This window comes from Cellulomonas sp. PS-H5, from assembly GCF_019265565.1.
Taxonomy (GTDB): Bacteria; Actinomycetota; Actinomycetes; order Actinomycetales; family Cellulomonadaceae; genus Cellulomonas.
Genome location: NZ_JAHVCI010000001.1, coordinates 191,341 through 206,175 on the forward strand (window position 1 = coordinate 191,341; position 14,835 = coordinate 206,175).

Genomic DNA, 14,835 nt, shown 5'->3' on the forward strand with positions numbered 1-14,835 from the left:
GAGTCGTTGCTCCACCAGACTCGGAGGGCGCCTGCGCTCGGCGGGAGCCCGCCGACAAGCTCGCCGACCTGTTCGAAGGACATTTCGTGGGCGGCTCTACCTCGCGCAGCGAGGTCGGAGAGATGGCGCGCAAGCGGCGCGTACTTCAACGGTCTGGGCACGGATCGATTCTGGCACGGGGCAGGGCGGGAGCCTAAGTCACTTCGAAGGCGCTTTGCAGGGTGCGCTCTCAAGGACGGTTCAGCGCGGATGGCCCAAGAGTGACCGCCTACGCCTCTCCGCGCAGGATCGCTACCACTTGGTCGGGGATCTGAAACGCGTTGGCCTCAACGCTGTAGTCGTATCGCGGCGTTAGCATCTCAGGTGCTCGGACGTCGAGCTCGCCGGCCTCTTGAAGGACACGCGACAGCCGGCGAACGGGGCGCGTGAAGCCGCGGAGCATCCGATCAGGCGAGTACCCACCGATCTGATAGACCTCATCGCGTTCGACTCGGCCCCCGTTGCGTGCCGCGGCACGGATGACGTCGGCTTGAACGTGTGCCTGCTGGTCGAGCAGCGCCAGTAGCTTCGTGACGTTGGTCTGTGTCCACGGCGCGGCGCGAACCGGGTCGGGCTCGCGATCGCGTGTGTCAGTCTCGCCCTCAAGCTGGCGCGCTGCCTCATCGAGCGCGTCAGCGCCAATGTGCCCTCCTCTAGCTGCAGCTCTCTGAATGAGGTCGGAGGGCCGCATCAAGAAGAGGCGCTTTCCGGACAGGTCCCAGTACTCCTTCGCGAGTTCTTGGCGCGGCCCGATGATGTCGTCACGGAAGCGGGCATACCAGTCTTCCTTGACGTCTGACGTCAGGATCAGCAGGTCCAGCCCTCGGACGGATGCAGCCTGGATCGATTGGAGCCAGACGAGGTAGTCGCCCGAGACGCCTTCGGCGAGACGCTCCTTCTCGTCGGGCTTCTCCTTGTAACCAGGTGGGATCTGCTCGCGGTGGCGGCGCTTGCCCTCGTCGACCGCGTCTCGCCACTCGTCGTCGCTCAGCGGCGCACCCACACGCCCGGACAGCAGACGCTCGAGCGACTTCACGATGGGGTCCTGGTCGGTAGAGGGATAGATCTCGCGGTCGTCTGCGTGGGCGTCCTCGACGAGCTTGGTCAAGAGCTCGAACTGCCGGGCGACGATGGCTCGCGCTTGGTCGAGATCAGCATCCTCAAGGGCGACCTTCTTGCCCCACTGCTCGATCGCGTTGCTCGTGGACCTCTCATTCGAGGAGAGCTGCTTCTCGGCCTCGCTCTTCGCACGAGCTCGGTCAGCCAGGGCGGACGTGCGGTTACGCCAGAACTCGGCGAGCGCTTGGTGAGACACGAAGACGCGATCGCCGTAGTGACTCAGTTCGTCGATGAGCGCAGTGCCGAACTCCTCCGGATACCGGTAGAAGCCCAAGAGCACGTTGGCGTCCAGCGAGACCAGCGCGGTGTCGAGCGCGTCGGTGAGTTCAGCGTCGCCGGGCGCCCGGTGGCCCTCGAAGCCATCGAACAGACCGGCCATCACCGAGGCGGTGTCCTCTCCCATGCGGTCGTGTCTACACGAGAACCGAACGACGCGTGGTCACTTCGGAGCATCAGGTTCGCAGGCCGCCTCGACCCGCGTGAAACACAGCTCACCAGCGACCTGAATCGCCCCCCGGCGCATCCGAGGAGTGGTCCAATGGGTCCATGGCTGCCGATGTCCGCCCAGTCAGCACTGATGGGTCGTAGCCCGAGCTACCTGAGCGTGGCCCAGTTCGATCTACTTCGCTGGGTCGCGGACGGCTGCCTGGACGGCGTGTACGACGGGACCTCGCACCGCGTCTCGGCACGAGCGCTGCACAACCGCAGCCTGATCAGGATCGAGGGGCGCGGTGCGACCTGGACCGCGGCGGTCACCCCGGAGGGGGTGCGGCGTCTGCAGGATGAGGCCAAACGAGTCGAGGCAGAGCGCGAACGACTCCGGCGTGAGGAGCGGGCGCGCGCTGAGCAGGAGCGCGCGGCACAGCAGCTGCGGGAGCGGGCCGTGGAGGTCCTCGAACGTGTAGTGGCTGCAGGCGGACGGCTCGAGCTGGGCAGCGATGTTGACGAACGCGAGATGACGCGCATCGAGGGCGTTCTCCTTCGCGAGCACTTGGTGCCTGCGGGGGAGCGACTGACCCACGAGCCGACGCGGATGGACCCGAGCCTGGGCGTGACGGCGTACCTTGAGCCGGACTTCGCCGCACGGACGCCGGTGCGCGCGTTCACCGTGCCGCGCCAGCTTCGTGGCCCCCACCCTGCGATCGTCGCATTCCAGGAGAAGCGAGCGCTGGTCTCCAAGACCCAGATCCCTCGTGCGGCCCGGTTCCTGCAGGGGCTCGCCGACGCGGCGGTCTCGATGGGGTGGAAGGTGTCGGCGAAGGTCCCGAACATGTCCACGGGTCGTGATGAGGTGCGCCCGGACCTGTCGCTCCGGGTGCCGTCGCGCGAGCTGATCGTGACGATGCGTGAGCTCGACCAACGAGGCCGGCAGGTGTCGGCATTCACCACGACCCCCGACTACTACCCCCGAACGTCCCGGACGAGCGCGAACAAGCAGTTCCTCGCCACCGGGCGGCTCGAGGTCACCGTCGAGAAGGCGTGGGAGCAGCAAGCCGTCCTGACGCTCCGGGACACCAGCGGCGCGACGCTTGAAGAACAACTGCCGACCTTCATCCGCCAACTGGAGATCGCCGAGGCGGAAGCCGTCTGGGCTCGGCAGGAGGGCGAACGGCGGGCGGAGATCCGCCAGGTCCGCTGGGAAGAGGTGAAGCGCGAGGCGTTCACGAAGTTGTCTTACGAGCGCAACGCGGCCCGGCTCCGAGACGAGCTCGCGCGGCGAGAGGCGGCTGCGGCGATGCGTGAGTACGCCGGGGAAGTCGACGCCCAAGCAGCGTCGCTCGGCCCGGACAGCGCGCAGGTTGCACGGGAGTGGGCGGTCTGGATCCGCGAGCACGCCGAGCGCACCGACCCGATCCACGGAGCGCTGCACGTCGTGAAGGTCACGGCGTGCAGCCACGAGGAGATAGCCCCGCACATGAACGGGTGGAGCGCCTACGGACCTCACCGGGGATGACGACGGGGGCCTGTCTGTCTCGCACCGAGTCCCGATGGAGGGTGTTGGGGCTGGCCGCGAACCGCAGAGGAACACCTCCCGATGCTGTACAAGCGGCGGCCGAAGCGCATCAACTCCACGGAGACGGCTCTGTCGGTGAACGCGCCGTCGCGTTCGAGCGTAGCGATGACGCGGGCCCAGGCGATCTGCGGGGCTCACCGACCAGGCTGACACACCGCCAGCCCGCGCGCGTCAACCGCTCAACCGGGTGACTTGCGGGGACTGCCCGCTCAACAGCCCACGCAAACTAGCCCGTCCCGCCTACGGTGGACCGGTCGTGATTCTCGCGCTCGAAGGCCGACCCGAGGGGTGACCGTGGTCTTGTTCGTTTACGTCGACTACTCGAATGTCTGGATCGAAGGGATGCGCGTCAGTGCGGTGAAGAAGGGTCTAGCGCCATCGACTGGTGAAGCGATGCGCGATCGCATCACCGATCAGACCTGGCGCCTGGACTTCGGGCGGCTGTACAGCGCTGTCTGTCCCGAGGACTCGCAGATCGGACGGTCAAGCTTGTTTGGATCACGACCTCCAGAGGACGACTCGATCTGGAGAGTTGCGCGCGAACGGGGATTCGAGGTGACGGTCTTCGATCGAAATGCCTTCAATAAGGAAAAGGGGGTCGATATGGAAATGGGGGCGCAGATTCTAGATGACTCATACCAGCATATGAGGAGCGAGCGAGGCGACAGACTTGTCCTAGTCTCGGGGGATCAAGATTTCCTCCCCGTGGTGCGCCGACTTGCAGACCGCGGGATCAAGACGACGGCCGTCTTCTGGGACCATGCCGCGGCGACGAATCTGAAGACGGGGGTGGACGCGTTCGCCCCACTCGATCCACTGTTCGCGTACATTACCCACTGACAGCCGATGGTACTCTCCGCAACACCGGAGCATTCGGCCTCCTGCAGGCGCCGGCGAGCGGGCGGGAGACCCCGAACACCAGAGGTGCCTCGGCAGCTACCCGAGCACGCCCCGGCGAGGGCGGCGGTCAGCGGCGACTGTGCCTCAAGGCTGGTCACCCCTGGGCGCGCCGCCGTCCTCGGCTCCGGTGTGGAGGTAGTGTCTGGGGCGAGCGCCGAACGCGGTGTCGAGCCGGTCCTGAACGGAGATCCTTTCGGATGTCATCCCTCGCGAGGGTCGTACCACTTCCCCCGGGCAGCGCGTCAGTCGTTGGGGGAAAGTTGAAGCCGACGGCCGCAAATCGCGCCCTAAACCCCGAGCCGACGCCGCAGACGTATTTTACCGAGGGTGGGCTTTTCGAAAGCGCGCACTACGCCGATGAGCGCTCTATGATCCTCAAAGGCGATGTCGTAACGGAACTCAAGCGACTAGTTGAGTCCGGAATTCGCGTTGACTCTATCGTCACATCCCCTCCCTATTACGGGCAGCGGGACTACGGCGAGAACGGCCAACTGGGCCTTGAAGAGCATCCGCAGCAGTTCGTGGACCGATTGGTGGAGGTGTTCGCCCTCTGCCGGGAAGTCCTCAAAGACACGGGTTCCCTCTGGATTAACATCGGGGACACGTACTGGAGCGGTAAGGGCGCGCACAAGAGCGGTGAGGTGAAACAGGGCGCCCGCCGCTTCGGGATTCGACCGCAGGACAGGCCCGGAGATGGGCTGTGGGCAAGACCCAAGCAGTTGCTGCTGATTCCGCATCGTCTCGCAATCGCGCTCCAGGATGACGGATGGCTCGTGCGTAACGACAACGTCTGGGTTAAGCCGAATCCCATCCCGGACCAAGTGCGTGACCGGTCGTCGGTTTCGCATGAGTACGTATTCCACCTGACAAAGAACCGTTGGTATTACTACGACCGACACTCGGTTGGCCGCAAGATGCCGTCGGGGCGTCTCTTGCCTCCGCTGGACACCTGGTTCACAAACCCTGCGCGAGGCCGTTCTGGGCATCGGGCGGCCTTCTCGGAAGACCTCGTTCGAATCCCGGTGTCCGCAACGACGCCGCCCGGCGGTGTAGTGCTGGACCCCTTCAACGGTTCTGGAACGACCATGGCCTTCGCCCGCCGGCACGGCTATCGCTCCATCGGGATCGACATCAGTGCCGAGTACTGCGACATCGCGGCTGATAGGCTCAAGGCGATCAAGGAGCGCGACGACCTGGAGGAGTAGTGGCCCTGTACCTGCCCGCTGAGTTGATCAAGCAGGCGCAGGTACGCCTGGCGAAGTCTCGCGCACAGCCGCGACTCGTGGATTACCTGGTGTTCAAGCGGGCCCTACAACTGTCGGGGGGCTCAGGAGCTGAGGTGACCAGCGGGACGCGCTCCGATAAGTACCAGCAAGCGCTCATGGAGTGGACTCGTTCGGGACGTGACGAGGACGCCACTGCTTACTTCAATCCGTTCGAGCCGACCAGCACAAAGACTGGCGGATACCGTACGAAGAAGTACGAATCCAACGGGCCGGACAACACCTGGGGCGGCTGGCAAAGCGCACTGGACCCTACACCCGTGGTCCACGTCAAGGGCAGCAGTAGCCCAAAGAGGTACTCCTTGGCAACAATCTCATCCGAAGATCTGGCACGCCACTTCTTGCGCGCCGAACTCGACGAACCCGGTATCGATCATCGCCCGTTTCTCATCGACTTGGCGATCTGGTGGCTCCGAAGTCGAGACCTTGAGACGTTAGGGATCAGCTCGGCGGACGAACCACAAAAACTCGTTGATGTGCTGATCCGCGAAACCGGACTCAGCGGCGATGAAATCCGGGCGCTCTTCATCACGGTCGGCGAACAGCCGGCCTTGAGCGAGGGCGAGTAAATAGATGCCGATTCCAACTGTCCCCACGCCGGCCGACCCGAGAGACTATTTGCCGGCCCCGCCGCGCGCTGCCGGTCATACACCTCGGGATCTGGAGCCGAACGGTGCAAGTAGCGCGGGCGGCGTGAGTGGCGATATTTCCGAGGTGCAGCGCTTCATCGCGTCGCGCGGTTTCAGCTTTGACCCGTGGCAGGTAGCCGCATATGTGACGGCTGTGCGCACCAAGCCTTTCGTGATCCTCGCTGGCGTATCGGGCACTGGCAAGAGTGCACTTCCGCGGCTCGTGGCCCAGGCGACCGGGGGAGTGATTCATGCCGTGCCTGTCCGGCCCGACTGGAGCGACAGCAGTGATCTCCTGGGCTATCAAGGTCTCGACGGGACGTTCCGTCCGGGGAGCTTACTGCGTGTCGCGGCGGACGCTCAACTGCGACCGACGGAGCAGTTCTTTTTCTTGCTCGACGAGATGAATATCGCGCGTCCAGAGTATTATCTCGCCGAGGTGCTGAGTCGAATAGAAGAGACGGGCGCCCTGCTTCCGGGCGGTACTGGAAATCCGCTCCGGCCGGACGCTTCTGGTGAAGTCCGCGGGGGACTGGGGTGGGACGCCGTGGTCCTTCCTCCGAACCTGACCCTTGTCGGATCTGTGAATATGGACGAAACCACCTTCGGTTTTTCGCGGAAGATCCTAGACCGGGCGTTCGTGATCGAGTTCTCTGATGTCGACTTGAGTAGAATCGGCGACGCGGTTGAGATTGCTCCGACACCAGCGATGACCTGGAACGCCGGCCAGTGGGCTCGAGACGCTTCAACACTTGCCGAGCACCCAGCGCGACACGAGGCCCTAGTCGGGCAAGTGATTTCGACACTAGTCGAGATCAACGAGATGCTCGCCGAGAGTCAGTTGCACTTTGGATACCGGGTTCGCGATGAGATCGCGTTATTTTGCTTGGCGGCGCAGGAGTCCGAGGCCAGTTTCCAAACCGCGGACGGCGGCCAGATCGACGCGCTCGACCTAGCAATCTCAATGAAGGTCCTACCGCGTATTCAGGGATCCGGCTCCGCCGTGGGACGGCTGTTGGAGATGTTGAGTGCCTGGGCTTCGCCAGTCGGCGCGGGATCTAGGGGATTTCCGGTTTCGGCCGAGCGCATCGAACTCATGCGGGATCGCCTCACGAAGACCGGCTTTACCAACTACTGGCTCTGATATGGCAACGTTGCTTCGGGTCGAAACGGATTACCTCACTCTAGAGATACAAGCCACCGCGTCCGTTCCCGAGGCCGTAGGCAGGTTGAACCTTGCCTTGAGGCCTCCGATCCTCGCGATTGAGTCGTCCGACGGCGTGTACAGCATCGCGTCCCAAGATGAAGGTGAAGGCGCCGCAGGAAAATACGCTCGATTCTTCGAGGAAGTTGAGTACTGGTTCGTGGTGCGCAGTAAGCGCCACGGGGCGCGTCCCGAGATTCTTCAACGTGATCCGAACTTGATTTCACGCCGCCGCGATGTCCCTGATACCGGCATCTCAGCGGCCACGGTCGTTTATCGTCGGCAGGTCGGGCTTTCCGACTGGCGCTTTCGCGTCGACGACCAGGAACTATTGATTACTATCGAGGTGTTCCCTGCAAAGCTCGACTACGTCGAGGATTATGAGGCCCTAGTCGACGAAGTGGCCAACGTCAATCGCACGCTCGTGTTGGAGTACTTTCGGGGCACCTACCGGGTTGGGTCTCTCGATAACTCTGGCGCGGGAAGCACTCTGGACTGGGCTGCGATCCTGCGTAGCGACATTGAAGCGCTCTCCCGCGCGCTCCATCAGGTGAATCAACTCCCGCACTATGGTCTGGAGACGGTGCAGCAGTGGACGGCTCTGCATAGTGTGCGTCGAGTCACCCCAAGCGCGATTCGGGCGATAGGGCGCGGAGAGGGAAGCGGCGAGTACGTGGACATCCCCGGGGTGGGACCGGTCCGCTCTCGTCTGCACGTGGCACGCCCTCGGCGCACGTTGGACACATTTGAGCATCGTTGGCTGCGGTCGCGGCTTCTTAGCGTATGTCTCCGACTTCGTGCGTTGATAAACGTGCTCGAAGATCGGATCGCCACTGTAAGAGCTCGATCCATACACGTCCCGCCCAGGCTCATCGCTGAGGCCGATGAGGTGCGTTCTTTATTGACCAGCGTGGAGAGACTCACTGAGTTGCCCGTGATCCGCGCCGCCACCGCGGATGTTGCGGCCTCGCTGAGTTCAATTCAGCTGCTCTCTGCGATCGGTTACGGTGAAGGTTACCGCATTCTGAGCTCTCTCGATGCCGCCTTGAATTTCACTGAAGACTCGAGCGCGTACTCGCTGTCGGATCTCAACGAACTCTATGAGATGTGGTGCTTCGTTAAGTTGGTGCAATTAGCAGCCGAGATTACGGGCGCGAGTGTAGATCTGACGGAGGTCTTGTCGATAAGGGAGGACGGTTTGCGGGTCGGTCTAGTCAAGGGTTCCCGGAGCGCTGTAAGGATCCGATGGGACGCGCGCGTCGCGACGTTAACCTACAATCCGGAATATCGTATGCCCACTGGTGTGCAACGTCCGGACATAGTGCTGGAGGTCGAAGGACCAGGAGTCCGCAGGGGCTTCCACGTATTTGATGCGAAATATCGCCTGGACGCGTCGCCGCGCTACATCGAGCAGTTCGGGGGCCCGGGAGCGCCCGTCGATGCTGTAAACGCTCTACATCGCTACCGCGACGCGATTCGGCCGAAAGAGGATGGGGAGCGCCGACCGGTGGTTGAAACCGGGGTAGCTCTATTTCCGCTTTCTAAGGAGGAGGTGGTCAATGGTCACGGCCTTGCAGATTCAATTGCTGAAGTCGGGATCGGCGCGCTGCCTTTTCTCCCGAGCAACTTCATAGCGGTCAGGGACTGGCTTCGAGAGGTTCTTTCTGCTTGACGGCAGGGGTCTATACGGCCGCGTGTCGGCGGGTCTGCGTCTTGCGGCCTCGGAAGCTCTCCCAGAGAGTCTCGCTTTCCGTGTGATCGAGGTAGCGGAGTTCGATTTCGCGAGTGGCGGAGCGCGAAGCGTCATCGTCCGCATTGGTGAGCATGGACCCGAGGAATTGTTCAAGCGTGGCATGGATCGCGAGCGACGGGTCGGCTAGTTGATGGGAGTATTGCTCGAAGATGGCGTCGGACGTCGGATCGAGTGGATGACTTACCAGGAGCAGTGTGGTGGTGATTGGTGCGCCTAGTTTCACTTGGCTGACGCAAGCTCCGAGCGCGTGGCTCCGCGTGAGTTGATTCGTCGACGGATCTGAAAAGACCTCTTCGGGATCGCGCCAAAGTTGAGAAGAGTGCGCAAGGCTCAGGTACTTGGGGTTCTGTGAGATATTGACGCGCCGAGTGCTAAATCGGTCCGTGTACTTCAGTTCCAGAACGACTGCTTCCACGCCACGACTGGACTCCAGCTGAAAGAAGGCGTCTACTCGCGTCATGTCGTTCATGTATCGGCCTCGGTCTGGCGGTGCAAACTCGATGTCGCATTGGATCACTGAGTAAAGGTCCGCTCTGCCGAGAACGCCGCCTAGGGTTGCCAGTAGCCAGTCATGGTCTTGGGATAGAGGGCCAAAGAGGTTCAGAAGAAGAGTTTGACTCGACGTCATGTGGCTGGACGTGCGCGGGTCGATTCCCCACCCCTGGGCCCGACGCGTTTCAAATAGTCGGCGTGCGGGCTCGCTTGAGAAGTTCATGCCGGCAGCGGCAGCTTTTTCGTCGAGGATGCTCCCGAGCGGCCGACCGCTGGAAGTCTGTCCCCAATTCGGCAGTCCAAGGCGGGCTGCGCGGTACCAAGACTGGTGGAACCTTGCGCGCCGCGAGTGGAGTGACCCGGACGTGCGCGGCTGGGTTCCAAGCTCGTCAAGGGTGAGTGGCGTGTACCGGGGGGTGCGTACGAGCGAGGTCACGGGGCTAACCTAGGGCACTCGGTCCACGCGGTCGTGCTAGGGCTGTCTGGCGTTGCGCGGGATGGTTTGAGAAGAGACACGCCGAGCCGCATCTCGCGACGTGCCCGGCCCTCGTTGATCGTGCTCCGAGCGGAGGCTACGACGCCGCGCGCACTTACTTACGCCCGCAGCGAGCGCGCGCTGACCCTCGCGACCCACCGCTGATGTGCGTCGGTTCCCCTGTCGCCGATGCGGACGATCCGGCAGCAAGTATGGTCCGACTGTTGAGGACACTGAATCTCGGAGGCATCACGACTCGATGCGCCGAGGTGGCTGCCTCGACTGTGCCACCGGGATCTTCACGGCAGGCTGTGCGAAGTGGTAGGTTGCGCACATCGAGCGGGAGGATATGTGCCATGTCCGCGATTGAATCGACCCTGACCGCGGTAGCCCCTCAAGGCTACGGCACTTGTCGGTGTGTTTGCCCCGAGTGCAAGAGTGGCAGGCATTGCTATGACCGAGCAAACAATTGTGGCATGGTGGGGTAGTCGGTGATTAAGGTATTGAATTCACAGCTACACTGAGGCATAGTAGTTCTTGTATGGCTCCAACCGACGCTGCCTCGTTCAACTCAGCTGCACGCTGGATCGACGTCGATTCAGGATGGTTTGGGCGCCTTGCTTGCCTTGAAGTGCTCTCGGTTGCCGAACGCGTGCACCTCGCTCGAATAGCACTGCAGCAGCAATGGATCTGTGATGTCGAAGACACTGAGGCTAAGCGAGCTGCGATCGAGTCGCTCGGGTTGCACGTCGCTACAACCAATCTCGGGTATCTGATCGTGTCCGGAAGTCCGACTATGACGGAGTACTTCGCATTTCGTGGCGACGTACTCAGCTTAGTTGAAACCGGGGTTCTCTACGGGTATCCGCCGAGTGCCGTGATTGCCTACACCGGGATCACTCCATCGAGACCACCGCACGAGTCATGGATGACGCCCGCAACCTACTTCCTCGGCGGCGCCTACTCCACTGTACAAAGCGACCGTGAACGCGCGGCGTTCGAGTCGCAGTGGGGGCAACTCGCCAAGTGTGCGCCCGAGCTCAGCAGGAAAGCAGAGCAGGCGTTTCAGCGATGGATGAGCGAAGAAGCTCGTCAGCTTCGCCAAGACTAGATCGATCACGTACGGCGAGCCGGCCCACCGTAGCCTTCACGCATCCGTACGCCTCGGTCCCGCAGGTAGCGATGCACGGTCTTGTCAGAGAAGCCCACTCGTTCGCCGACCCTGACGAGGGAGAGCCCGGACTCGTAGAGCCGAACCATCTCGCGAACCTGTGCTTCGCGGGCGGGCTTGCGTCGCATGGGCACACCGCTCCGCTTTAAGATGCCGCTAATCGTGGTGCGGTGACACGAGTACTCGGCAGCGAGCTCGTACACCGACTTGCCTGCGCGGTAGCCGGCGACGACCGCTTCAGCTTCGCTGCCGGTGATGTGACGCTGCGCAGATCGTGCACGGATCACCCGTTCTAGCGGGGTGACGGGTTGAGCGGCCGCCTCGAGGACGAGCGGATGCAAGTACCCCAACGGGTTCGCATAGCAGGATGCAAGGCCCACCTGAAGGCAAGGCCCGGGATCCTCGATCCCGGGCCTTCGTCGTTCCCGGCGGGCGTGTCGGTGGTCGCCGATACCGTCGGTGCCATGCGGGTGATCTACAACACGGCGACGTCGCTCAGCGGGTTCATCGCGGACGAGGACAACTCGCTCGCCTGGCTGTTCGCGGTCGACTCCGCGACCCAGCCCGACCACGAGGCGTTCCTGGCCGGCATCGGGGTGCTGGTGTCCGGCTCGACGACCTACAAGTGGGTGCTGCGCGAGGAGGACCTCGTGGCCCACCCCGAGAAGTGGCCGGCGTACTACGGCGCGCGCCCGTACTACGTGTTCACGAGCCGCGACCTGCCCGTGCCCGAGGGCGCCGACGTGCGGTTCGTCCGCGGGTCGGTGGCGGAGGCGCTGCCGGCGATCCGCGAGGCGGCCGGCGTGGGCGACGCGTGGGTCATCGGTGGCGGCGACCTCGCGGGCCAGTTCCTCGACGCCGGGGCGCTCGACGAGGTGCAGGTCAGCGTGGCGCCCGCCGCCCTCACCGGTGGGGCGCCGGTGCTGCCGCGGCGGGTCGGGCCGGACCGGCTGCGGCTGCGGTCGGCCGAGCGGTTCGACCAGTTCGCGCACCTGACGTACGACGTGCTGCCGCCCTCCTGACGACGTCCCGGCGAGCCGCCCGAGCGCGGACCGCGGCCGGGCGCTCCGTGACGCGGTGGCAGAATGACCCGGTGCCTGAAGCGATCCCGTCCCGACCGGGCCGGTGGTCCCGGGCCTGGTCCGCGACCAAGACGTGGGTGGACCCGCTCGTCGTCATGATCGTCGCGGTGTTCCTCCTCGGGCTCTTCGCCCCCGCCTCCGGCGGCTTCGCGACCGGCCTGGACCACGTCACCACCGCCGCCGTCGTCCTGCTGTTCTTCCTCTACGGCGCCCGCATGGCCACCAGCGAGGTCTGGGACGGCCTGAAGAACTGGCGCCTGCAGGGCGGGATGCTCGCGTCGACGTACCTGCTGTTCCCGGTGCTCGGGCTCGCCGTGCAGGTGCTGCCCGACTCGGTGCTGCCGGCCGACCTCAAGACCGGCCTGCTGTACCTGTCGCTGCTGCCGTCGACGATCCAGTCGTCCGTCGTGTTCACCTCGATCGCGCGCGGCAACGTCGCGGGCGCGATCACCGGCGCGACCGTGTCGAACGTGCTCGGCATCGTGCTGACCCCGCTGCTGGTCGGGATCCTCATGTCCCGGGCGGGCGGTCCGGTCGGCGGCTCGGCCGGGGCGACGCTGCTGCAGCTGCTGCTCCCGTTCGTCGTGGGCCAGCTCCTGCAGCCGAAGATCGGCGCGTGGGTCCGCGCGCACAAGCCGGTCACGCTCATCACCGACCGCGGCACGATCCTGCTCGTCGCGTACGGGTCGGTGTCGGAGGCCGAGTCGTCGGGCGTCTGGGACGACCTGACGGTCGGCGTGCTGGTCGCGCTGGTCGTGGTCTGCGCCGTGCTGCTGGCGGCGATGCTGGTGATCACGTGGAGCGGTGGGCGCGCGCTGCGGCTGTCCCGCGGCGACCGGATCGCGCTGCTCATGTGCGGGTCCAAGAAGAGCCTGGCGACGGGCCTGCCGATGGCGAGCGTGCTGTTCGGCCCGGTCGCGGCGGCGGGCGTCGCGCTGCCCGTGATCGTGTTCCACCAGCTGCAGCTCGCGACTTGCGCGGTGCTGGCGCGCCGGCTCGCGGCGACGGACCCCGAGCCCGACCCGGTGGTCGCGCGGGCCTGACGCCCGGCCGCCCCGGTCGACCGCGCCGCCGCAACCCGTCCCGCGCGTCGCCCCACGGGACCGGACGAACCGGGCACACTGGTGCGCGGGGGCCGGGCCGTCGTGCGCCCGTGTTCAGTCCCGTCGCCCGGAAGGACCGTCGTGCCCGCTCCGACCACACCCCTGCGTCTCGTCCCGGCACCGAGGCTGGTGCGCGAGGCCGAGGGTGCGCCGTTCGTCGTCTCCGCCGCGACCACCGTCACCACGGGCGTCAGCCCGGCGGAGGTCGCGCTGGGCGTGCTCGCCGCCGAGCAGCTCAGCCGCATCTCCGGCAGCACCGTCGAGGTGCGCTACCGCGACGTCGCGGAGCCCACGCAGCCGGGCGACGTCGCGTTCGTGCTCGACCCGGAGCACCTGTCCGGCGAGCAGTACCGGCTGGACGTCGCGTCGGACCTGGTCCGGGTCGCCGCGGGCACCGCCGAGGGCCTCATGCGCGGGCTGGCGACGCTGCACCAGGTGCTGCGGCCGCACGACGGCACCTTCGCCGCCTGGCCGGTGCACGTCGAGGACGAGCCGGTGCACGGCTGGCGCGGCCTGTCCGTTGACGTGGCGCGGCACTTCTTCGGGCCGGACGACCTGCGGGTCGTCGTCGACCTGATGGCCGCGTACAAGCTCAACGTGCTGCACCTGCACCTGTCGGACGACCAGGGCTGGCGGCTCGACCTGCCGTCCCGGCCGGACCTGGCGGCGCGCTCGGGCGGCACGGCCGTCGACGGCGACCCCGGCGGCTACTTCACGACCGAGGAGTTCCAGGCGCTGGTCGCGTACGCGGCCGCGCGCGGCGTGCGGGTGGTGCCGGAGATCGATGTGCCGGGCCACGTGAACGCGGCGCTGCACGCGTACGGCGAGCTGACGCCGTCGGGCGAGCCGGCCGAGGCGTACACCGGCATCGAGGTCGGCTTCAGCCGGCTCACAGCCGACCTGCCGACGACCGAGCCGTTCCTGCGGGACGTGTTCGGCGACGTCGCGGCCGTGACACCGGGGGAGTACGTGCACATCGGCGGCGACGAGGTGCACACGATGGAGCGCGACGAGTACGCGCGACTCGTGCGGATGGCCTCCGACGCCGTGCGCGCCGCGGGCAAGCAGGTGGTCGGCTGGCAGGAGATCGCCACCACGCCGCTCGAGCCGGGCACGGTCGTGCAGTACTGGGACACCCGGATGGACCCCGCGCCGATCGTCGCCGCGGCGCAGGCGGGGGCGCGGCTGCTGATGTCGCCGGGCTCGAAGGCCTACCTCGACATGAAGTACGACGGGGACACGGCGCTCGGGCTGGAGTGGGCCGGGCACATCGAGCTGCGCGACGCCTACGCCTGGGAGCCGACCGCGCTGGTGCCCGGCCTGCCGGAGGGCTCCGTGATCGGGGTCGAGGCGACGGTGTGGACCGAGACGCTGCGCAGCCTCGACGACCTCATGACGATGCTGCTGCCCCGGCTCGCGGCGGTCGCCGAGGTCGCGTGGACGCCGGCCGACCGCCGGGACTGGGACGACTTCGCGACCCGGGTCGCCGCGCACGGGCCGTACTGGGACGCCGAGGGGTACGCCTGGTACCCGAGCCCGCAGGTCGACTGGGCCGTCGAGCTCGGCTGACG

General features: G+C 65.4%; 12 protein-coding genes. 10 read left to right on the forward strand and 2 right to left on the reverse strand.

The window, feature by feature from the left end; genetic code table 11:
• Positions 1 to 268: 268 nt before the first annotated feature.
• Positions 269 to 1,561, reverse strand: coding sequence for a PIN-like domain-containing protein (locus tag J5O08_RS00845; protein WP_218704950.1), 1,293 nt, complete (start codon positions 1,559 to 1,561; stop codon positions 269 to 271).
• 201 nt (positions 1,562 to 1,762) lie between these two features.
• On the opposite strand from J5O08_RS00845, the gene J5O08_RS00850 reads away from it, so the two are divergent.
• The 6 genes from J5O08_RS00850 (at position 1,763) to J5O08_RS00875 (ending at position 8,860) form a co-directional block, all read left to right on the forward strand.
• Positions 1,763 to 3,112, forward strand: coding sequence for a hypothetical protein (locus J5O08_RS00850; RefSeq protein WP_218704951.1), 1,350 nt, complete (start codon positions 1,763 to 1,765; stop codon positions 3,110 to 3,112).
• A 354-nt stretch (positions 3,113 to 3,466) separates the two neighbouring features.
• Complete coding sequence (locus J5O08_RS00855) at positions 3,467 to 4,012, forward strand: NYN domain-containing protein (protein WP_218704952.1); 546 nt, start codon at positions 3,467 to 3,469, stop codon at positions 4,010 to 4,012.
• Positions 4,013 to 4,440: 428 nt separating this feature from the next.
• Positions 4,441 to 5,277 carry a site-specific DNA-methyltransferase gene (locus J5O08_RS00860; protein WP_218704953.1) on the forward strand — a complete coding sequence of 279 codons (837 nt, stop codon included), beginning with the start codon at positions 4,441 to 4,443 and terminating at the stop codon, positions 5,275 to 5,277.
• Positions 5,277 to 5,924 carry a hypothetical protein gene (locus J5O08_RS00865; RefSeq protein ID WP_218704954.1) on the forward strand — a complete coding sequence of 216 codons (648 nt, stop codon included), beginning with the start codon at positions 5,277 to 5,279 and terminating at the stop codon, positions 5,922 to 5,924. The genes J5O08_RS00860 and J5O08_RS00865 overlap by 1 nt, the downstream gene beginning before the upstream one ends.
• Positions 5,925 to 6,069: 145 nt before the next feature.
• Entirely contained in the window at positions 6,070 to 7,128 is a 1,059-nt protein-coding gene (locus tag J5O08_RS00870) for an AAA family ATPase (protein WP_218704955.1), read from the forward strand.
• A gap of 136 nt (positions 7,129 to 7,264) precedes the next feature.
• Positions 7,265 to 8,860 carry a DUF2357 domain-containing protein gene (locus J5O08_RS00875; RefSeq protein ID WP_218704956.1) on the forward strand — a complete coding sequence of 532 codons (1,596 nt, stop codon included), beginning with the start codon at positions 7,265 to 7,267 and terminating at the stop codon, positions 8,858 to 8,860.
• 10 nt (positions 8,861 to 8,870) lie between these two features.
• Here J5O08_RS00875 and J5O08_RS21835 read toward each other — a convergent pair whose 3' ends face one another.
• The gene (locus tag J5O08_RS21835) at positions 8,871 to 9,869 is read right to left on the reverse strand and encodes a hypothetical protein (protein ID WP_374225897.1); all 999 of its coding nucleotides are present in this window, start codon (positions 9,867 to 9,869) and stop codon (positions 8,871 to 8,873) included.
• A gap of 580 nt (positions 9,870 to 10,449) precedes the next feature.
• Between J5O08_RS21835 and J5O08_RS00885 the strand changes: the two genes are divergently transcribed.
• From J5O08_RS00885 to J5O08_RS00900, 4 genes are all read left to right on the forward strand, one after another.
• On the forward strand, positions 10,450 to 11,019 hold the full coding sequence (locus tag J5O08_RS00885) for a hypothetical protein (RefSeq protein WP_218704958.1): 570 nt from the start codon (positions 10,450 to 10,452) through the stop codon (positions 11,017 to 11,019).
• 524 nt (positions 11,020 to 11,543) lie between these two features.
• On the forward strand, positions 11,544 to 12,101 hold the full coding sequence (locus J5O08_RS00890; protein ID WP_218704959.1) for a dihydrofolate reductase family protein: 558 nt from the start codon (positions 11,544 to 11,546) through the stop codon (positions 12,099 to 12,101).
• A 71-nt stretch (positions 12,102 to 12,172) separates the two neighbouring features.
• On the forward strand, positions 12,173 to 13,204 hold the full coding sequence (locus J5O08_RS00895) for a bile acid:sodium symporter family protein (protein ID WP_308160952.1): 1,032 nt from the start codon (positions 12,173 to 12,175) through the stop codon (positions 13,202 to 13,204).
• 141 nt (positions 13,205 to 13,345) lie between these two features.
• Positions 13,346 to 14,833, forward strand: coding sequence for a family 20 glycosylhydrolase (locus tag J5O08_RS00900; RefSeq protein ID WP_218704960.1), 1,488 nt, complete (start codon positions 13,346 to 13,348; stop codon positions 14,831 to 14,833).
• The last annotated feature ends 2 nt before the right edge of the window (positions 14,834 to 14,835 follow it).